General features: G+C 63.0%; 15 protein-coding genes. 5 read left to right on the top strand and 10 right to left on the bottom strand.

Annotation, left to right across the window (positions count from 1 at the left end):
* Positions 1-2: 2 nt before the first annotated feature.
* Both SA190iCDA_RS13790 and SA190iCDA_RS13785 read left to right on the top strand, forming a co-directional pair.
* Positions 3-1,145 carry a beta-glucosidase gene (locus SA190iCDA_RS13790; RefSeq protein WP_070887356.1) on the top strand — a complete coding sequence of 381 codons (1,143 nt, stop codon included), beginning with the start codon at positions 3-5 and terminating at the stop codon, positions 1,143-1,145.
* Positions 1,142-2,911 (top strand): ABC transporter ATP-binding protein, encoded by a 1,770-nt coding sequence (locus SA190iCDA_RS13785; protein WP_070887355.1) that lies wholly within the window; start codon positions 1,142-1,144, stop codon positions 2,909-2,911. Before SA190iCDA_RS13790 ends, SA190iCDA_RS13785 begins: the two co-directional genes overlap by 4 nt.
* A 146-nt stretch (positions 2,912-3,057) precedes the next feature.
* Here SA190iCDA_RS13785 and galU read toward each other — a convergent pair whose 3' ends face one another.
* Together galU and SA190iCDA_RS13775 are read right to left on the bottom strand one after the other, a co-directional pair.
* The gene (gene galU, locus SA190iCDA_RS13780; protein ID WP_070887354.1) at positions 3,058-3,894 is read right to left on the bottom strand and encodes a UTP--glucose-1-phosphate uridylyltransferase GalU; all 837 of its coding nucleotides are present in this window, start codon (positions 3,892-3,894) and stop codon (positions 3,058-3,060) included.
* A 49-nt stretch (positions 3,895-3,943) separates the two neighbouring features.
* Entirely contained in the window at positions 3,944-4,444 is a 501-nt protein-coding gene (locus SA190iCDA_RS13775) for a CinA family protein (RefSeq protein WP_070887353.1), read from the bottom strand.
* 162 nt (positions 4,445-4,606) lie between these two features.
* Here SA190iCDA_RS13775 and SA190iCDA_RS13770 point away from each other — a divergent pair, with 162 nt between their 5' ends.
* Positions 4,607-5,044, top strand: coding sequence for a hypothetical protein (locus SA190iCDA_RS13770; protein ID WP_083329880.1), 438 nt, complete (start codon positions 4,607-4,609; stop codon positions 5,042-5,044).
* A gap of 81 nt (positions 5,045-5,125) precedes the next feature.
* Positions 5,126-6,301: a 5-demethoxyubiquinol-8 5-hydroxylase UbiM gene (gene ubiM / locus SA190iCDA_RS13765; protein WP_070887352.1), complete on the top strand. Its 1,176-nt coding sequence runs from the start codon at positions 5,126-5,128 to the stop codon at positions 6,299-6,301.
* Position 6,302: 1 nt separating this feature from the next.
* On the opposite strand, the gene cysW is transcribed toward ubiM, so the two are convergent.
* From cysW to cysP, 3 genes are all read right to left on the bottom strand, one after another.
* Positions 6,303-7,133, bottom strand: a complete 831-nt coding sequence (gene cysW / locus SA190iCDA_RS13760; protein WP_070887351.1) for a sulfate ABC transporter permease subunit CysW — start codon at positions 7,131-7,133, stop codon at positions 6,303-6,305.
* A complete protein-coding gene (gene cysT, locus SA190iCDA_RS13755) occupies positions 7,130-7,978 on the bottom strand; it encodes a sulfate ABC transporter permease subunit CysT (protein ID WP_070887350.1) in 849 nt (282 codons plus the stop codon). The genes cysW and cysT overlap by 4 nt, the downstream gene beginning before the upstream one ends.
* Positions 7,979-8,274: 296 nt before the next feature.
* Positions 8,275-9,288 (bottom strand): thiosulfate ABC transporter substrate-binding protein CysP, encoded by a 1,014-nt coding sequence (gene cysP, locus SA190iCDA_RS13750; protein WP_070887349.1) that lies wholly within the window; start codon positions 9,286-9,288, stop codon positions 8,275-8,277.
* Positions 9,289-9,601: 313 nt separating this feature from the next.
* On the opposite strand from cysP, the gene SA190iCDA_RS13745 reads away from it, so the two are divergent.
* A complete protein-coding gene (locus tag SA190iCDA_RS13745) occupies positions 9,602-10,498 on the top strand; it encodes a formate/nitrite transporter family protein (protein ID WP_070887348.1) in 897 nt (298 codons plus the stop codon).
* A gap of 358 nt (positions 10,499-10,856) precedes the next feature.
* Here SA190iCDA_RS13745 and SA190iCDA_RS13740 read toward each other — a convergent pair whose 3' ends face one another.
* The 5 genes from SA190iCDA_RS13740 to SA190iCDA_RS13720 form a co-directional block, all read right to left on the bottom strand.
* Positions 10,857-11,873, bottom strand: coding sequence for an ABC transporter substrate-binding protein (locus SA190iCDA_RS13740; protein WP_070887347.1), 1,017 nt, complete (start codon positions 11,871-11,873; stop codon positions 10,857-10,859).
* Between the two features lie 118 nt (positions 11,874-11,991).
* A complete protein-coding gene (locus SA190iCDA_RS13735; RefSeq protein WP_070887346.1) occupies positions 11,992-12,858 on the bottom strand; it encodes an ABC transporter permease in 867 nt (288 codons plus the stop codon).
* Positions 12,859-12,871: 13 nt separating this feature from the next.
* Entirely contained in the window at positions 12,872-13,735 is an 864-nt protein-coding gene (locus tag SA190iCDA_RS13730) for an ABC transporter ATP-binding protein (protein WP_070887345.1), read from the bottom strand.
* Between the two features lie 4 nt (positions 13,736-13,739).
* Positions 13,740-14,783 (bottom strand): ABC transporter substrate-binding protein, encoded by a 1,044-nt coding sequence (locus SA190iCDA_RS13725; protein ID WP_070887344.1) that lies wholly within the window; start codon positions 14,781-14,783, stop codon positions 13,740-13,742.
* Between the two features lie 52 nt (positions 14,784-14,835).
* The gene (locus tag SA190iCDA_RS13720; RefSeq protein ID WP_070887343.1) at positions 14,836-15,729 is read right to left on the bottom strand and encodes a TauD/TfdA dioxygenase family protein; all 894 of its coding nucleotides are present in this window, start codon (positions 15,727-15,729) and stop codon (positions 14,836-14,838) included.
* Between the last annotated feature and the right edge of the window lie 149 nt (positions 15,730-15,878).

Genomic DNA, 15,878 nt, shown 5'->3' with positions numbered 1-15,878 from the left:
CGATGCACCTCCCCTCGCTATTCGAGAGTTTCTTCCTGGGCGGCTTCGAATGCTCGACGCATCGCCGCGGCGATGGGCGCCGGCTCGATTTGCTCGAGGGCACTGGCCATGCCGCCTGGGCCCGCGAGGATTACGCGGCCTTGCGCGTCCAAGGCATCCGTTCGGCACGGGACGGGTTGCGCTGGCACCTGATCGAGGCGCAGCCCGGGCACTACGACTGGTCGAGTTTTCTGCCTCAGCTTCGGGCTGCCGAACAGACCGGTATACAGGTGATCTGGGACCTTTGCCATTACGGCTGGCCCGACGACATCGACATCTGGCGGCCCGAGTTCGTGGAACGCTTCGCGCGTTTCGCGGCGGCGACGGCGCGTGTAGTGCGCGATGAAAGCGACCGCGTGCCCTTCTATTCGCCGCTCAACGAAATGTCCTTCTGGGCCTGGGCGGGCGGTGAAGTGGCCTATTTTTCGCCGCTGAGCGAAGGCCGTGGTGACGAACTCAAGCATCAACTGGTGCGCGCCAGCATCGCCGCCATCGAAGCCATCCGCAACATTGATCCGCGGGCACGCTTCGTTCAGGTCGACCCCCTGATTCACGTGGTGCCGCGCACCGATCGTCCTGACGCCCAGGCCGAAGCCGAGCGCTACCGCCTGGCCCAGTTCCAAGCCTGGGACATGCTCGCCGGCCTGCAGTGGCCTGGGCTCGGCGGCAAGCCGGAGTACCTGGATATCGTCGGCGTCAATTTCTACCCGAACAATCAGTGGTATGCGGGCGGTGGCACACTGTGGCGCGGTGAGCCGGGCTACCGGCCATTCGCCGGTATGCTCGCCGAGGTCCATCAGCGTTACCGCCGGCCTTTGCTGGTTGCCGAAACGGGCGCCGAAGGCGAGCAACGCGCCGAATGGCTGCGCTATGTCGGCGAGCAGGTGCGCCTGGCCCTGCAGCGTGGTTTGCCGCTGGAGGGCATCTGCCTGTACCCGGTCCTCGATTACCCCGGCTGGACGGATGACCGGCATTGCCAGACGGGGCTCTTCGGCTACGCCGATGCCCGCGGTGAACGGCCCCTTTACACGCCGTTCGCAGAAGAGCTACGTCGCCAACAGGCAGAGATTCAGGCGCTGGCGGCTCGTCTGGTGGCCCAGGCATGAGCGCTCAGGCCGCCCAGCGAAGCTGCCATCTGCCCGCCCGCCCGGTGGCCTTTCTCGGCCATTACGTGCGCCGCCGCCCCTGGCATTTCGGCGGTGTGTTCCTGCTCATTCTCGGCGCAAGTGCTTGCGCGGTGGCCGTGCAATACGGCATGAAGCTGCTGGTAGACGCCATGGCCACCGATGACCGCCAGCAGGCTCAGGTGTGGTTGCCCCTGTGCCTGTTCATCGGGTTGATCGTGATCGAAAACGTGTTCTGGCGCCTCGGCGGCTGGCTCGGCTGCCACACGGTGGTGGCCAGTTGCGTGGACCTGCGTGTCGACCTGTTCCGCCATCTTACCGGCCACCCGATGCGTTACTTCGCCGAACACTTCGCCGGCGCCTTGGGCAACCGCATTTCCGCCACCGGCCAGGCGGCTGGCGCCATCTATGGTGGCCTGGCCTGGAAGATCATGCCGCCCTGCGTGGACTTTCTCGGCGCGGTCATCGTGCTGTTCACCGTGCATGCGCACATGGCATGGGCGCTGATCTTATTCGTGATGGTGGTCGCGGCGCTGATCACCGGTTTCGGTATCCGCGGCCGCACCAAGCACCAACGCTTCGCCGCCCAGGCAGCACGGGTGGGTGGCGAGCTGGTGGACGTGGTGTCCAACGTATGGACCATCAAGGCATTCTCCGCCCGCGATCGCGAGAGCCGGCGCCTGGCCGAGGAAATCGGCCTGGAAGCCCGTGCCCAGCGGCGCAGCTGGATGTACCTGGAAAAAGCCCGGGTAATGCACGACATCTGCCTGTCGCTGATGGCCGGCGGCATGCTGGTATGGGCCATCCAGCTGTGGATCGCCGGCACCGTGACCGCTGGCGACGTAGTGATGGTCAGCGCCCTCACCTTTCGCATCCTGCACGGTTCGCGCGATCTGGCCCTGGCACTGGTCGACACCACCCAGCAACTCGGCGCCATCGAAGACACCCTGCGCATCATCGTGCAGCCCCATGCGCTGGATGACCCGGATACCCAGCTATCGCTCGCGCGTGGCGATATCGAATTCCATCAGGTGGCTTTCGCCTACCCTGATGGCCGCCGCGTGTTCACCGATTTCGACCTGCATGTGCCGGTCGGTCAGAAAGTAGGCATCGTAGGCGCCTCCGGTGCCGGCAAGTCGACGCTGATCAGTCTGATCCAGCGCCTCGACGACGTGCAGGCCGGGCAGATCATGATCGACGGTCAGGATATCCGCCACGTCAGTCAGGACAGCCTGCGCGCCCGCATGGCCGTGGTGCCCCAGGAAACCGCGCTGTTCAACCGCAGCATTCGTGAGAACATCCGCTATGGCCGCCCGGATGCCAGTGACGACGAGGTGGTCGCTGCGGCCCGCCATGCCTTCTGCGATACCTTTATCCGTGAGCTGCCCCAGGGTTATGACACCCTGGTCGGCGAACGCGGCGTCATGCTGTCAGGCGGCCAACGCCAGCGCCTGGGCATCGCCCGGGCCTTTGTGAAGGACGCACCGATCCTGATTCTCGACGAGGCCACCTCGGCACTCGACACCCATTCGGAAGCGGAAATCCAGGCCGCCCTGGCCAACCTGATGCAGGGCCGTACCGTCCTGGCCGTGGCGCACCGGCTGTCGACGCTGGCCAGCTTCGATCGGGTGGTGGTGCTGGAAAAGGGTCGTATCGTCGAAGACGGCGCGCCCGAACAGCTGCGTCAGCAAGGTGGCAGTTTCGAAAGACTGTGGCAGCTGCAGGCAGCGGGATTCGACGCCACATGACCAGCGCGCTCGCCAGACCGTTGGATTCAGGAGCGAAGTGGAGTTGGCTGGCGTAACGACCGTACCCTGCTGGTGATCCGAGGCGCGATTGATCCACACAAAAAAAAACCGGGCCCTGGCCCGGTTTTCTCGTTCAGCGTCGCGGATCAGCCGCGGCCCTCACGGTAGAGGTTCTCGAAGCAGTAGTTGGTCGCCTCGATGTAGCCCTCGGCACCCCCGCAGTCGAAACGACGGCCCTTGAATTTGTAGGCCAGCACGCAACCTTCCTGCGCCTGCTTCATCAGGGCATCGGTGATCTGGATCTCGCCGCCCTTGCCTGGCTCGGTGTCCTTGATCAGGTCGAAGATGTCCGGGGTCAGGATGTAGCGGCCGATGATCGCCAGGTTCGACGGCGCGTCTTCGGCCTTGGGCTTCTCGACCATGTGGCTGACGCGGAAGATGTCGTCACGGATGGTTTCGCCAGCGATCACGCCATACTTGTGGATCTCGTCCATCGGCACTTCCTGCACCGCCACGATCGAGCAGCGGAACTGGTTGTACAGTTTGACCATCTGGGTCAGTACGCCGTCACCGCCGACGTTCAGGCACAGGTCGTCGGCCAGCACCACGGCGAACGGCTCGTCGCCGATCAGCGGGCGACCACTGAGGATGGCGTGGCCCAGGCCCTTCATTTCCACCTGGCGGGTGTAGGAGAAGGTGCAGTTGTCGATCAGGCGACGAATGCCGACCAGGTACTTCTCCTTGTCGGTATTGCGGATCTGGTGCTCGAGCTCGTAGCTGATGTCGAAGTGGTCTTCCAACGAGCGCTTGCCGCGGCCGGTGACCATGGCGATCTCGTTCAGGCCTGCATCGAGTGCTTCCTCGACGCCGTACTGGATCAGCGGCGTGTTGACCACGGGCAGCATTTCCTTGGGCATGGCCTTGGTCGCCGGAAGGAAGCGCGTGCCGTAACCGGCGGCAGGGAACAGGCATTTCTTGATCATGGGTTTTCCTTGAATGGTCAATGTTGCTCAAGTCGCTGAAACGCCGGCATCAGGAGGTCTGACGCAGCCGTTCGTAGTAATAAGGCAGTTGCAGCAAAGCATGGCGTGCGGCGGCCGCACGTCGTTCGTTGTTGTCGCCGGGAAGGATCACGGTCTCGCTGGTCACCCCCTGGTGCTCGGCCAGGCGTGTGGCGCAGGCAAAGCACATGGCGCCGTCATAGATTTCCTGGCCGCGCTTGTCGTCGGCGGTCGGTGCGCCGGTGATGGCCAGGATGATGTCGGCGCTGCTGGTCATCAGCACGCCCAAGGCCATCTCGCGGGCAACCTCTTCGCTGTTCATGCCGAAGGTCTCGATGGTCTCCGGCTTGACGCCCAGAGAGGCCTGCATGGCGCGCTTGGAATACACCACGAAGCCGCTCTCGAGCACGCCATCACAACCCGGCACGGCAGCCACCGTGGCAGCCAGCAGGCCGGCCGTGGCCGACTCCGCGGTGCTCAGCACCAGGTTGTACTTTTCCAGGAAATGGACCGCCTGCTCGATGTTTTGCATGCCCGCGAATGTCTCCTACCCAATCGTTACCGTGTGTCTATGGCAGTGGCTGGGGCACACAAGTTCCGAAGCATTTAGCGCCGACCGCTGATCGTGTCGGATGAACTCCGCACCCGGGCTGTTTTTCCCAGGCTAGAGAGCCTAAGAACGAGGGGATGACAGGTGAATACGCTGCGCAAACCGCAAGACACCCAAGAGCTGCACGACGTGAGCGACGACTCGCTGCGTCAGGCATTCGTCCAGGCGCTGAGCGAGAAGGCGCGCCCGCTGTTCGAGGAAGCGGCCAGCTACGCACGCAATCACGATCTCGACGTGGTGGTCGATCTGGTGCTGGAGCATGACAAGCCGCGCCTGATCCTGGCGGCCAGCCGACCGGGTGAAGACACCGTGAGCAGCTACAGCCTGGTCGCCAACCTGGCCTCGCAGCGCATGCTGCACGAGGAGTTCTACGCCGACAGCGGCGATATCCACCGTCAGGAGTCGCTGCTCGCCTCGATCAACGAAAAGGTCATCGATACCCGCCTGGCCAATTTCTTCCGCAAGGGTTTCGCCCTGCCGCTCGACTACATCAACGAGCGTCACCCCATCGGCTTCTGGTAATCCCGAGATGGGCTGATCCTGAGCAAGTTTTGCCGGCTAGTGCTGACCTAGACTGGCGGCTGATCTTCAGGAGAAACAGCCATGAAAACCGATGTCGTGATCGTGGGCGCCGGGCCTGCCGGGCTATGCCTGGCGCGCTCGTTGTCGGGCCATGGCTTGTCCATCCGTATCATCGAACGGCAGAGGGAAGCTGAACTGGCCACGCCGCCATTCGACGGTCGCGACATCGCACTGACCCACGCCTCGCAACGCACCCTCGAGAACCTGGGCCTGTGGCAACAGTTTTTTCCCGAGGAAATTGCGCCATTGCGCGACGCCCAGGTGCTCAACGGCCCCTCCCCCTATGCCCTGCGCATTGCCGCCGCGGCGGTTGGCAAACAGCGCCTCGGCTGCCTGGTGGCCAACCAGGTGATTCGCCGGGCCGCCTATGGCGCGGTAAGCGAATGTACAGATATCGAACTGCTCTGCGAACGCACGATCAGCGAGCTGAGTTGCTCGGCTGACGGCGTCACCCTGCGCTTGAGCGACGGCGCAACGCTGCAGGCTCGCCTGATCGTCGCGGCCGACAGCCGTTTTTCGGAAACCCGCAGGCGCCTCCGCATCGGCGCACGCCAGGAGGATTTCGGCAAGACCATGCTTGTCTGCCGCATGGCCCACGAGCACAGCCATGAACAGGTCGCCTGGGAATGGTTCGGCTACGGGCAGACCCTCGCCCTGCTGCCCCTGAACGGCAACTGCGCCTCGGCGGTGCTGACCCTTGCGCCTGGGGAAATGAATCGGGTTATGAGCCTCGATGAACAGGCCTTCGCCCGCGAGATGGAACGGCGTTTCGACCGGCGCCTGGGGCGCATGGAGCTGCTGGGCGAGCGCATCACCTACCCGCTGGTGGGCGTTTATGCCGAGCGCTTCGCCGGGCTGCGCAGCGCGCTGGTCGGTGACGCCGCGGTGGGCATGCACCCGGTCACGGCCCATGGCTTCAACTTTGGGCTGCAAAGCCAGAAGCGCCTGGCCGACACCCTGCTCGGCGCGTTGCACCATGGCCGGGACATCGGTGAGCCAGGCGTACTGCAGCGCTACGCCAGTGCCCAGCAGCGGGCCAGCTGGCCGCTGTATCAGGCCACCAACCTGCTGGTGCGCCTGTACACCGATGATCGCGCGCCTACCCGCCTGCTGCGCAATGCGGGCCTGCGCCTGGCGCAGAACCTGCCGCCGTTCAAGACCGCCCTGGCCAGGCACCTGACGCAGATCGCCCGCTGACTCAGCTGTCGGCAGCGCGCTGCATGTTCACCCGCTGGCGCCATTCCATGTAGGTCTTGAGCAACAGGGTGAGCAGCGCCATGCAGGCCAGCAACGCTGCGGCGGTGAAGGCCGCTACCGGCTTGTAGTCGTTGTTGAGCTGGTCGACCAGCAGCGGCAGGGTCAGGGTCTGGTTGAGGATGGTGCCGGAGACCACCGACACCGCTCCGAACTCGCCGACCGCCCGGGCATTGGTGACCACCACGCCATACAGCAGCGCCCACTTGATGTTGGGCAGGGTGATATGGCGGAAGATCTGCCAGCCGTTGGCACCCAGGCACAGCGCCGAGGCTTCCTCGTCGTTGCCCTGGGACTGCATCACCGGAATCAGAATACGCGCCACGTAAGGGGCGGTGACGAACACCGTGACCATCACGATGCCCGGCCAGGCGAACATCAGCTGCATGTCGCGCGCGTAGAACCACTGCCCCAAGGCGCTTTCCAGCCCATAGACGACCAGATAGCAAAGACCCGCCACCACCGGCGACACCGCATAGGGAATGTCCACCAGGGTGGTCAGCAACTTGCGGCCGCGGAAGTCGTAATGGGTCACGCACCAGGCCAGCAGAATGCCGAAGCACAGGTTCAGCGGCACGGTGAGCGCGGCGACCAGCAGGGTCAGGCCAATGGCGTGCTGCATGTAGTCTTGCGACAGGTTGTCGACCAGCATCGCCCAGCCACCGCTGAGCGCCCGGGTGAAAATCAGCGCCAGGGGCACCAGCAGCATCAGCGCGACCGCGCCGAGGCCAAGGCCGATCAGCAACCATTGATGCCAGTATTGAGGCTTTTTCATCGACCTTGCCTCTGCCATTTGAACAGCCTGCCCTGCACCACCTGCAAGGTGAACAGCAGAAACAGCGAAGCCAGAAGAATCACCGACGCGATCGCCGCCGCCGCCGGGTAGTTGAACTCCTGCAGGCGCACGAAGATCATCAGCGAGGACACTTCGGTTTTGTAGGGAATGTTGCCGGCGATCATGATCACCGCGCCAAACTCGCCCAGGCTGCGCACGAACGACTGCGACGCGCCGGTGATCAGCGCTGGTGCCAGGCTCGGCAGCACTACGTAGACGAAGCTCTGCCACTTCCTGGCGCCCAGGGTGCGCGCCGCTTCCTCGTATTCGCTGCCCAGGCTCTGCAGCACCGGCTGCACGGTACGCACCACGAACGGCAGGCTGGTGAACACCATGGCGATCAGCAGGCCCGGGTAGGCATAGGCGATCTTGATGCCCGCGGCCTCGAAATACTGACCCAGCCAGCCGCCCGGCACCAGCAGGGTCGCCAGGGTCAAGCCGGCCACCGAAGTCGGCAGCGCGAATGGCAGGTCCACCAGGGCATCGACCAGGCGGCGCCCCGGGAAGTCGTAACGGGTGATGATCCAGGCGATCAGCAGGCCGATCAGCGTGACGATCACCGTCGAGTAGAAGGCGCCGCTGATGGTCACCTTGTAGCTCTGCACCACGCGCGGATCACTGATCGCCTGCCAGTACTGCGCCCAGCTCATGTCGCTGACGTACAGCAGCAAGGCGGACAGCGGAAACAGGATGACCAGCGACAGGTAGAAGACGCTGAAACCGAAGCTCAGGCCAAAACCCGGCAGCAACGGGTTCTGCAGAAAGAAAACAGGGGTCTTGCTCACTCGGAAATCCTTGAATGCACAAACCGCCGAGGTCGGCGGTTCGTGGAGTACGGCTAATGCGCTCGATAGCCAGGGTGGTCAGCACTCACTGGCCGCAGCCACTGGCCCTTATTTCTTCTTCCGCGGTAACGCCATCTGTACTGGCTGCAAAGTGGCGTTAGCGGCCTTTTGTAGGGTGGACGACGCTTCACCCGTCCACCTCTCTGCGATCGCAATGGTGGATGAAAAGAGCGTCATCCACCCTACCTAGCGAGCGGCTGCTTCTGCCTTATCGCCGTCGGTCGACTGCAAGCCGATTACCGGCCTTCGGCCAGAAGCTGGTCGAGGATACCATTGCCATCGAAATGCTTGGCAGTGATCTCGTCCCAGGTACCGAGTACCTCGGTCGGGTTGACCAGGCGCAGCTCCTGGAACTGGCCCGCGGTCTCGGCGGCTACTTCCTTGTCCTGCACACGGTAGTGGTAGGTGGTCAGCAGCTTCTGGATGTCCTTGCTGTATTGGAAGTTCAGGTAGGCCTTGGCCACGTCGCGGGTGCCCTTCTCGTCCACCACCTTGTCGACGATGGCCACCGGGAACTCGGCCAGCACGCTCACCGGCGGAACCACCACCTCGAACTCGCCGGACTTGAATTCTTCGCCCTTGGCGATATTCACCACTTCCGATTCGAAGCTCAGCAGCACGTCGCCCTGCCCGTTCTGGGCGAAGGCCACGGTGGCGCCACGGCCGCCGGTGGGGAAGTTTTCGACGTTGCGCAGCACCTTGCCGACGAACGCCTTGATCTTGGCTTCGTCGCCCTTGAACGCTTCGTTGGCGTACAGCCAGGCGCCCAGGTAGCTGTAACGGGCGTTGCCGGAAGTTTTCGGGTTGGGGAACACCAGCTTCACGTCTTCACGGGCCAGATCGTCCCAGTTCTTGATGTTCTTGGGGTTGCCCTTGCGAACCAGGAAGGCGGTGGTGCTGTAGTACGGTGAACTGTGGTTGGGGAACTGCTCGGCCCAGTCCTTGCGCACCAGGCCACGCTTGGCGAGGATGTCCACGTCGGTGACCTGGTTGAAGGTAACGGTGTCGACCTTCTTGCCCTGAATGATGTCCTGGGCCTGACGCGAGGTGCCGGCGAACGACTGGTCGATCTTCAGATCCTTGCCGGTCTCGGCTTTCCAGTGAGCCTGGAACTTGGGGTTGATCTCGGCGAACAGCTCGCGGGCGACATCGTAGGAGGCGTTGAGAATCGGCTTGTCCGCAGCCAGCGCCGCAGCGCTACCGAGCAGCGAGGTGGTGACGGCAGTCGCCAGCAGGAGTTTCTTCAGCATGATCCAGGGTTTCCTTACGAGGGGGCAGATAAGGGCGGTAGCCTGCCCGATGGCCTTATGCCTTAAAAGAACCCTTTTATCATAACCATATTCCACTACGCACTAGGGTCTGTTGACGTTTCACGCACGGCTGCGCTGTAGCCCATTTTGCCGCGAGGCATGGACGCCTTCATAACGGCAGAACGACGCCGGGCGCCGCAGGTCTGAAATCCTCAGAGCTTGTTTTTAACGCCGCAGTGCCGACGCGCAGCAGACTTTGAACAGGTTCTCAGACAGACGGGCCTCCGCCGTTCCACCCCTGAAGGTAACTGGTATGCACGAACAAGCAGACGGCAAGACCCCCGGCCTGTCAGCCGAAGAAGAGCGCGAGATCGATGAGAAGCTGCCGCCGCGGGCGGCGGTGTTGCATGAAACCATCAGGATCCAGGGCGACCATGAGCTGGAACGCAGCATCGCAGCATTATGGTGGTCGGCGCTGGCCGCCGGGCTGACCATGGGCCTGTCGCTGATGGCCATGGGTTTGTTCCGCTCTCGGTTGGGCCCCAGCGATGAAAGTCATGTGATCGCCAGCCTCGGTTATTCGGCAGGCTTTCTGGCGGTGATCCTCGCCCGTCAGCAACTGTTTACGGAAAACACCCTGACCGCCGTGCTGCCGGTGATGAGCAAGCTGACCCTGAACAATGTCGGGCGACTATTGCGTCTTTGGGGCGTGGTGCTATGCGGAAACCTGGCCGGCACCCTGCTGGTGGCTTGGGTGATGCTGCGCCTGCCGATTTTCGATGCCCAGACCGACGTGGCGTTTCTGGAAATCGGCCGTAAGGTGATGGAAAACGACGTGTCCAAGATGCTTGCCAAAGGCATCATCTCAGGCTGGATGATCGCCACCATGGTGTGGATGATCGCCTCGATGGAAAGCGCCAAGATCGCCATTATCGTGCTGATCACTTACCTGATGGCACTGGGTGACTTCACCCATATCGTGGTCGGCTCGGTAGAGGTGTCTTATCTGGTGTATGCCGGCGAAGTGAGCTGGGGCGATTTCTGGCTGATGTTTGCGGGGCCTACCCTGGCCGGCAATATCATCGGCGGCAGCTTTATCTTTGCCTTGCTCAGCCATGCCCAGATCCGCAGCGAGCGTGACGTGATTGCCAAGCGCGAGCGCGACAAGCACAAGTTGCTGGAGGAGTTGCGCCGCAATCGCAAGGACTGACTGTGCAAGATCGCCAAAGGCCTGACATCTTCGCAGTGCTCAATCATCGGCGCGGCGCGATCCATGCTAAACGAAAAATTATTCCCGAACCCCGTCCATAGCCGCAAACCCCTGCTGGTCTGATGCTCTGCACGCAGATGCAACAAAGCCCGCCTGATTTCCCAGGCGGGCTTTGTTGATGGCAGCTGAAGTCAGCAGGCGAGCCAGTCGATCCACTTGCCGCCTCTGGTGAACTATGGAGAGCCTGCAAGCCAAGCAGGAACTGCCCTTGCTGGTCGTTCCCCAGCCATTCATCGAGTCGCTACGCTGCCAGAAGTGAAGCGCCCAGTATCCAGGGCCCTATCCAGTTCAACGCTGATCAGCTCCCTGGATTGGCATAGGCTTCTTCGAAGAAGTATTCCTTCCAGGAGCTGGCCTGGTTCTTCAGCACGCCCAGCTCGTGCAGCTTCTCGGCGTAGATGAAGGTGCGCTGCGGCGACACGGTGAAGTCGTTTTCCGGATCCTCGATGATCTTCTTCACGAACGCCAGCGGCAGCTTGGAGTTCTCCACGCGGATGTAGGTCTCGGCTGCCGCGGCCTTGTCGGCCCTGATGATCTGCGAGGCTTCGACCAGGGCGTCGTAGAAGGCCTGGTAGGTCTTCGGGTTGTCGTCGTGGAATTTCTCGGTGGCGTAGAGCACGTTGAAGGTGGCCTGGCCGCCGAGGATGTCGTAGCTGCTGGTCAGCTTGTGCACCCTGGGATTTTCCAGCGCCTGGTACTGGAACGGCGGGCTGGAGAAATGCGCGGTGATTTCCGAGCCGCCCCTGGTCAGCGCCGCGGTGGCATCCGGGTGCGGCAGGCTGACGGAGATCTTGTCGAAGCGCTGGAAGTCGGCATTGCCATACCGTTTGGCGGTCTCGATCTGCAGGGTACGCGACTGGAAGCCGACACCGGCAGCCGGCACCGCGATACGGTCCTTCTCGCCGAGATCATCGAGGCTCTTCACCTCCTCACGGTTGCTCAGCAGGTAGTTGGGCAGCGAACCCAGCGAGGCCACGGCCTTGACGTTCTGCCGGCCGTGGGTGCGGTCCCAGACGGTGAGCATCGGCGGCACGCCAGCCGACACCACGTCGATGGCACCGGCCAGCAGCGCCTCGTTCATGGCGGTGGCACCGGAGATGGTGCGCCACTCGACGTCGATCTTGTCCAGGCCCTGGGCCTTGGCGTGCTTCTCGATCAATTGCTGGTCCTTGACCACGTGCAGCACCAGGTAACCGATGCCGAACTGCTGGGCGATGCTGATCTGGCCTTCGGCCTGAGCGGCCAGCGGAATCGCCAGGGCACCGAGCAAACCCAGCGCAGTGGCCAGGCGGCCAAGTTTGAACGTGGTGGTCATGGTCGTTTCTCGTTATGTGATCAGTAAGTTGGTTACGTAGGGTGGATGACGCTCTTTTCATCCACCATTGCGATTGCGAAACGGTGGATCGGTGAAGCGTGATCCACCCTACTGTGCCCTAACGCTGCATCCCCCAGCGCTTGACGGTGACCCGCTCGATGCTGGCGAAGATCAGGTTCTCCACCAGCAGGCCGATCAGGATCACCGCCACCAACCCGGCGAAGACCTTGTCGGTGTACAGCTCGTTACGGTTCTGGAAGATGTACCAGCCCAGGCCGCCCTTGCCGCTGGAGGCGCCGAACACCAGTTCGGCGGCGATCAGCGTGCGCCAGGCGAAGGCCCAGCCGATCTTCAGCCCCGAGAGGATCGACGGCAGTGCCGCCGGGATCAGGATGAACAGCACGAAACGCAGGCCCTTGAGGCCGTAGTTGCGCCCGGCCATGCGCTGGGTCTCGGAAACGCCGAGAAAGCCGGCGTAGGTATTGAGCGCCAGGGCCCAGAGCACCGAATGCACCAGCACGAAGATCAGGCTGTTCTCGCCCAGGCCGAACCACAGCAGCGACAGCGGCAGCAGCGCTATGGCCGGCAACGGGTTGAACATCGAGGTCAGGGTCGACAGCAGGTCGCGGCCGAGCTGGGTCGAGACCGCCAGGCTGGTCAGCAGAAAGGCCAGGACGATGCCGATCAGGTAACCCTTGACCAGCACCGACAGCGAGATCGCCATCTTTTCCAGCAGCTCGCCGGTGCCGATGCCTTCCATGAAGGCCCTGGCCGTCTGCAGGAAGCTGGGCAGCAGCAGGTCGTTGGCCTGGTAGCGGGCCGCCACCTCCCAGATCAATGCCAGGGCCAGCAGAATCAGCGACTTGCGCAGCCAGCCCTGCTGCCATAGACGCTGACCGAGGGACAGCTCGCGTTCCAGCTTGAGACCGGGCAGCGGCTGCAGGGGGATTTCGTATTCCTCACGCCGTGCGGGGGAAAGACTCATGGCGAAACGCTCCTCAGTAGGCGATGCGGATATCCTGGAAACCCAGCTCGGCGGCCGTGCCGTTGTCGACCGCTTCGTCGAACAGCAGGCGGTGAATCCGCTGCGCGGTCTGCTGGAAGCCAACGCCGCCGAGGCTGTGCAGGCCGAACTGATGGCTGTTGATTTCTGCCCGCACCCGGCCAGGGTGTGGCGACAGCAGCAGCGTGCGGTTGCCGACGATCAGCGCCTCCTCGATGGAGTGGGTGACGAACAGCAGGGTGAAGCGCACCTCCTCCCACAGCTCCAGCAACTCCTCCTGCATCTTGCGGCGGGTCAGAGCGTCGAGGGCGGCGAAGGGCTCGTCCATCAGCAGGATCTTCGGCTGCATGGCCAGGGCACGGGCGATCGCCACCCTCGCCTTCATGCCGCCGGACAGGGTGTGCGGATAGGCGTCGACAAAGGCAGCCAGGCCGACCTTGTGCAGATAATCCAGGGCACGCGCCTCGGCCTCCCTACGGCCCAGGGTGCGTGAGGCCAGCAGCGGAAACATCACGTTCTGCTTCACCGTCTTCCACGGTGGCAGTTGGTCGAACTCCTGGAACACCACGATGCGATCCGGGCCTGGCTCGCGCACCTGGGCGCCATCGAGGCGGATGGTGCCGGCCACCGGTTCGATGAACCCGGCGACTGCCTTGAGCAACGTGGACTTGCCGCAACCAGACGGGCCGAGCAGCACGAAACGATCGGCACGGTCCACCTCGAAACTGACCTCGTGGGTAGCGCGCACGACGCGCTGCGGGGTGCGGTACTCGAGGCTGACCCTGTCCACCTGCAACAGGGTGTCGAAGGCACCTGCAACGGGGGTACCGGCCGTGTGGCCTTGCAGAGTGGCGTTCATGATTTCAGCTTCCCTGACCGATGGCGGCGTCTTGGAAGAAGTAGTCCTGCCAGCTGGCCGGTTTGTTTTTGATGGCGCCGACACGGTGCAGGAAGTCGGCCAGCGGGTAGGTGTTGGTGGGGGTGACGGTGAACTGGAACTGCTCGTTGTCGATGATTTTCAGGAGATCCTCGCGGCTGATCTTGGCGCCGGTGACGCGGAGGTAGGTGTCGGCTGCCGCGCCCTTGTCGTGCTGGGCGAAGTCCGCCGCTTCGGCCAGTGCCGCGACGAAAGCCTTGTAGGTCTTGGGGTTTTCGGTGCGGAATTTCTCGGTGGCATAGAGCACGGTCGGCGAGTTCGGCCCGAGCAGCTCGTAGGTGTCGAGCACCACATGCACATCGGGGTTTTCCAGCGCCTGGTTCTGGAACGGCGGGTTGGAAAAGTGCCCGGTCAGCTCGGTGCCACCGGCTTTCAGAGACGCGGTGGCATCCGGGTGCGGCAGTGCCACGGTGTACTTGTCGAGGCGGTTGAATGCCTTGTCGCCCCACTGCTTGGCGGCGGCGTACTGCAGGAAGCGCGACTGCACCGATACGCCCACGGCTGGCACGGCGATACGGTCCTTGGCGGAGAAGTCAGCGATGGTCTTGACCTCGGGGTTGTTGCTCAGCAGGTAGTAAGGAAAGTTGCCGAGTGAAGCCACGCCCTTGACGTTCTGACGACCGTGGGTGCGATCCCACACGGTGAGCAGCGGGCCGATGCCGGCACCGGCGATATCGATGGCGCCGGATAGCAGCGCATCGTTGACCGCCGAGCCACCGGAGAGCTGCTGCCAGTCGACCTTGATGTCCAGGCCCTCGGCCTTGCCGTGCTTTTCGATCAGCTGCTGGTCACGCACCACGTTGAGCAGCAGGTAAACGATGCCGAACTGCTCGGCGATACGGATCTGCCCCTCGGCATGGGCGAATTGCGGCGCCGCCAGGCTGCCGGCCAGCAGGCTCAGACTCAGGGCGATGCTGCCAGCCAGCCGGCCAAAACGAGGGATAAAGGGAAAGCGCTTGCCTGCCGACATATCGAGGCTCCAGTCAAAAAAGTGCGGAAATTCGGGTGTGGCGAGCTACCGCTTAAAACGGCGCATCGCCCTGGATAGTGGTGCGGTGCATGCGCCGGCGCAGATGGCTGGGAAAGCCGGTGGCCAGATGGATCAGCGCGCGGTTGTCCCAGAACACCATGTCGTTGTCCCGCCACTGATGGCGATAGATGAATTCCGGTTTGGCGCTGTGGGCGTACAGCTCAGCGAGGATCTGCCGGCTCTCGTCCTCGGGCACATCGAGGATATGAGTGGTGAAGTTCTCGTTGACGAACAGGCCCTTGCGGCCGGTTTCCGGATGAGTGCGCACCACTGGATGGATCACCGCCTTGACCTCGGCCAGCTGCGCCTCGGTCAGCGTCGGGCGACGAATGCCGGCGAACACCTCATCGGCATAACGCGTCGTATAGGAGTGGCCAGCGCGCTTGCCGTCGATGGCCTGGCGCAACTCGGTCGGCAGCGTCTCGAAGGCCAGCTGCTGGCTGGCGAACAGGGTATCGCCGCCCTCTTCGGGCAGCTCCTGGGCGTAGAGCATGGAGCCCAGGCTGGGGAATTCCTTGTACGAAAGATCCGAATGCCAGAACTTGCCGGCATCGCCCAGGCCGATCGGCTGCCCGTTCTCCTTGATGTTGGAGATGATGAAGATTTCCGGGTGGCCTTGCAGCAGGAACTGCTTGAGCACGTGGATCTGCAAGATACCGAAGCGGCGGCTGAAATCGATCTGCTGCTGCGGGGTGATGCGCTGGTCGCGGAACACCACGACGTTGTAGTCGAGGTGGGCCTGGTGAACACGGGCGAAATCGGCGTCGTTCAACGGGCGGCTGAGGTCGAGGCCGACGATCTCGGCCCCGATGGCGGCGGAAAACGGACGTACTTCGAAGTTCTGCGTCGGCTGGTGACTGGCAGAACTCAACGACACGGCGGGCATTTGCGCAACTCCACACGGTAAGGGCGCCAGCGGGGCGCATCTTAAGAAGCAGGTGTCAGGCACCTGTATTCAGTCGTGCGGCGCGCCGGTTAGCCAGCGGGTACGCATGGGAGAACTATATCGATATAAAAAAATTAATTTAAATACCT

Origin of the sequence: Pseudomonas argentinensis (assembly GCF_001839655.2) — a bacterium.
Taxonomy (GTDB): domain Bacteria; phylum Pseudomonadota; class Gammaproteobacteria; order Pseudomonadales; family Pseudomonadaceae; genus Aquipseudomonas; species Aquipseudomonas argentinensis_B.
This window is presented reverse-complemented; position numbering and strand designations above follow the sequence as displayed.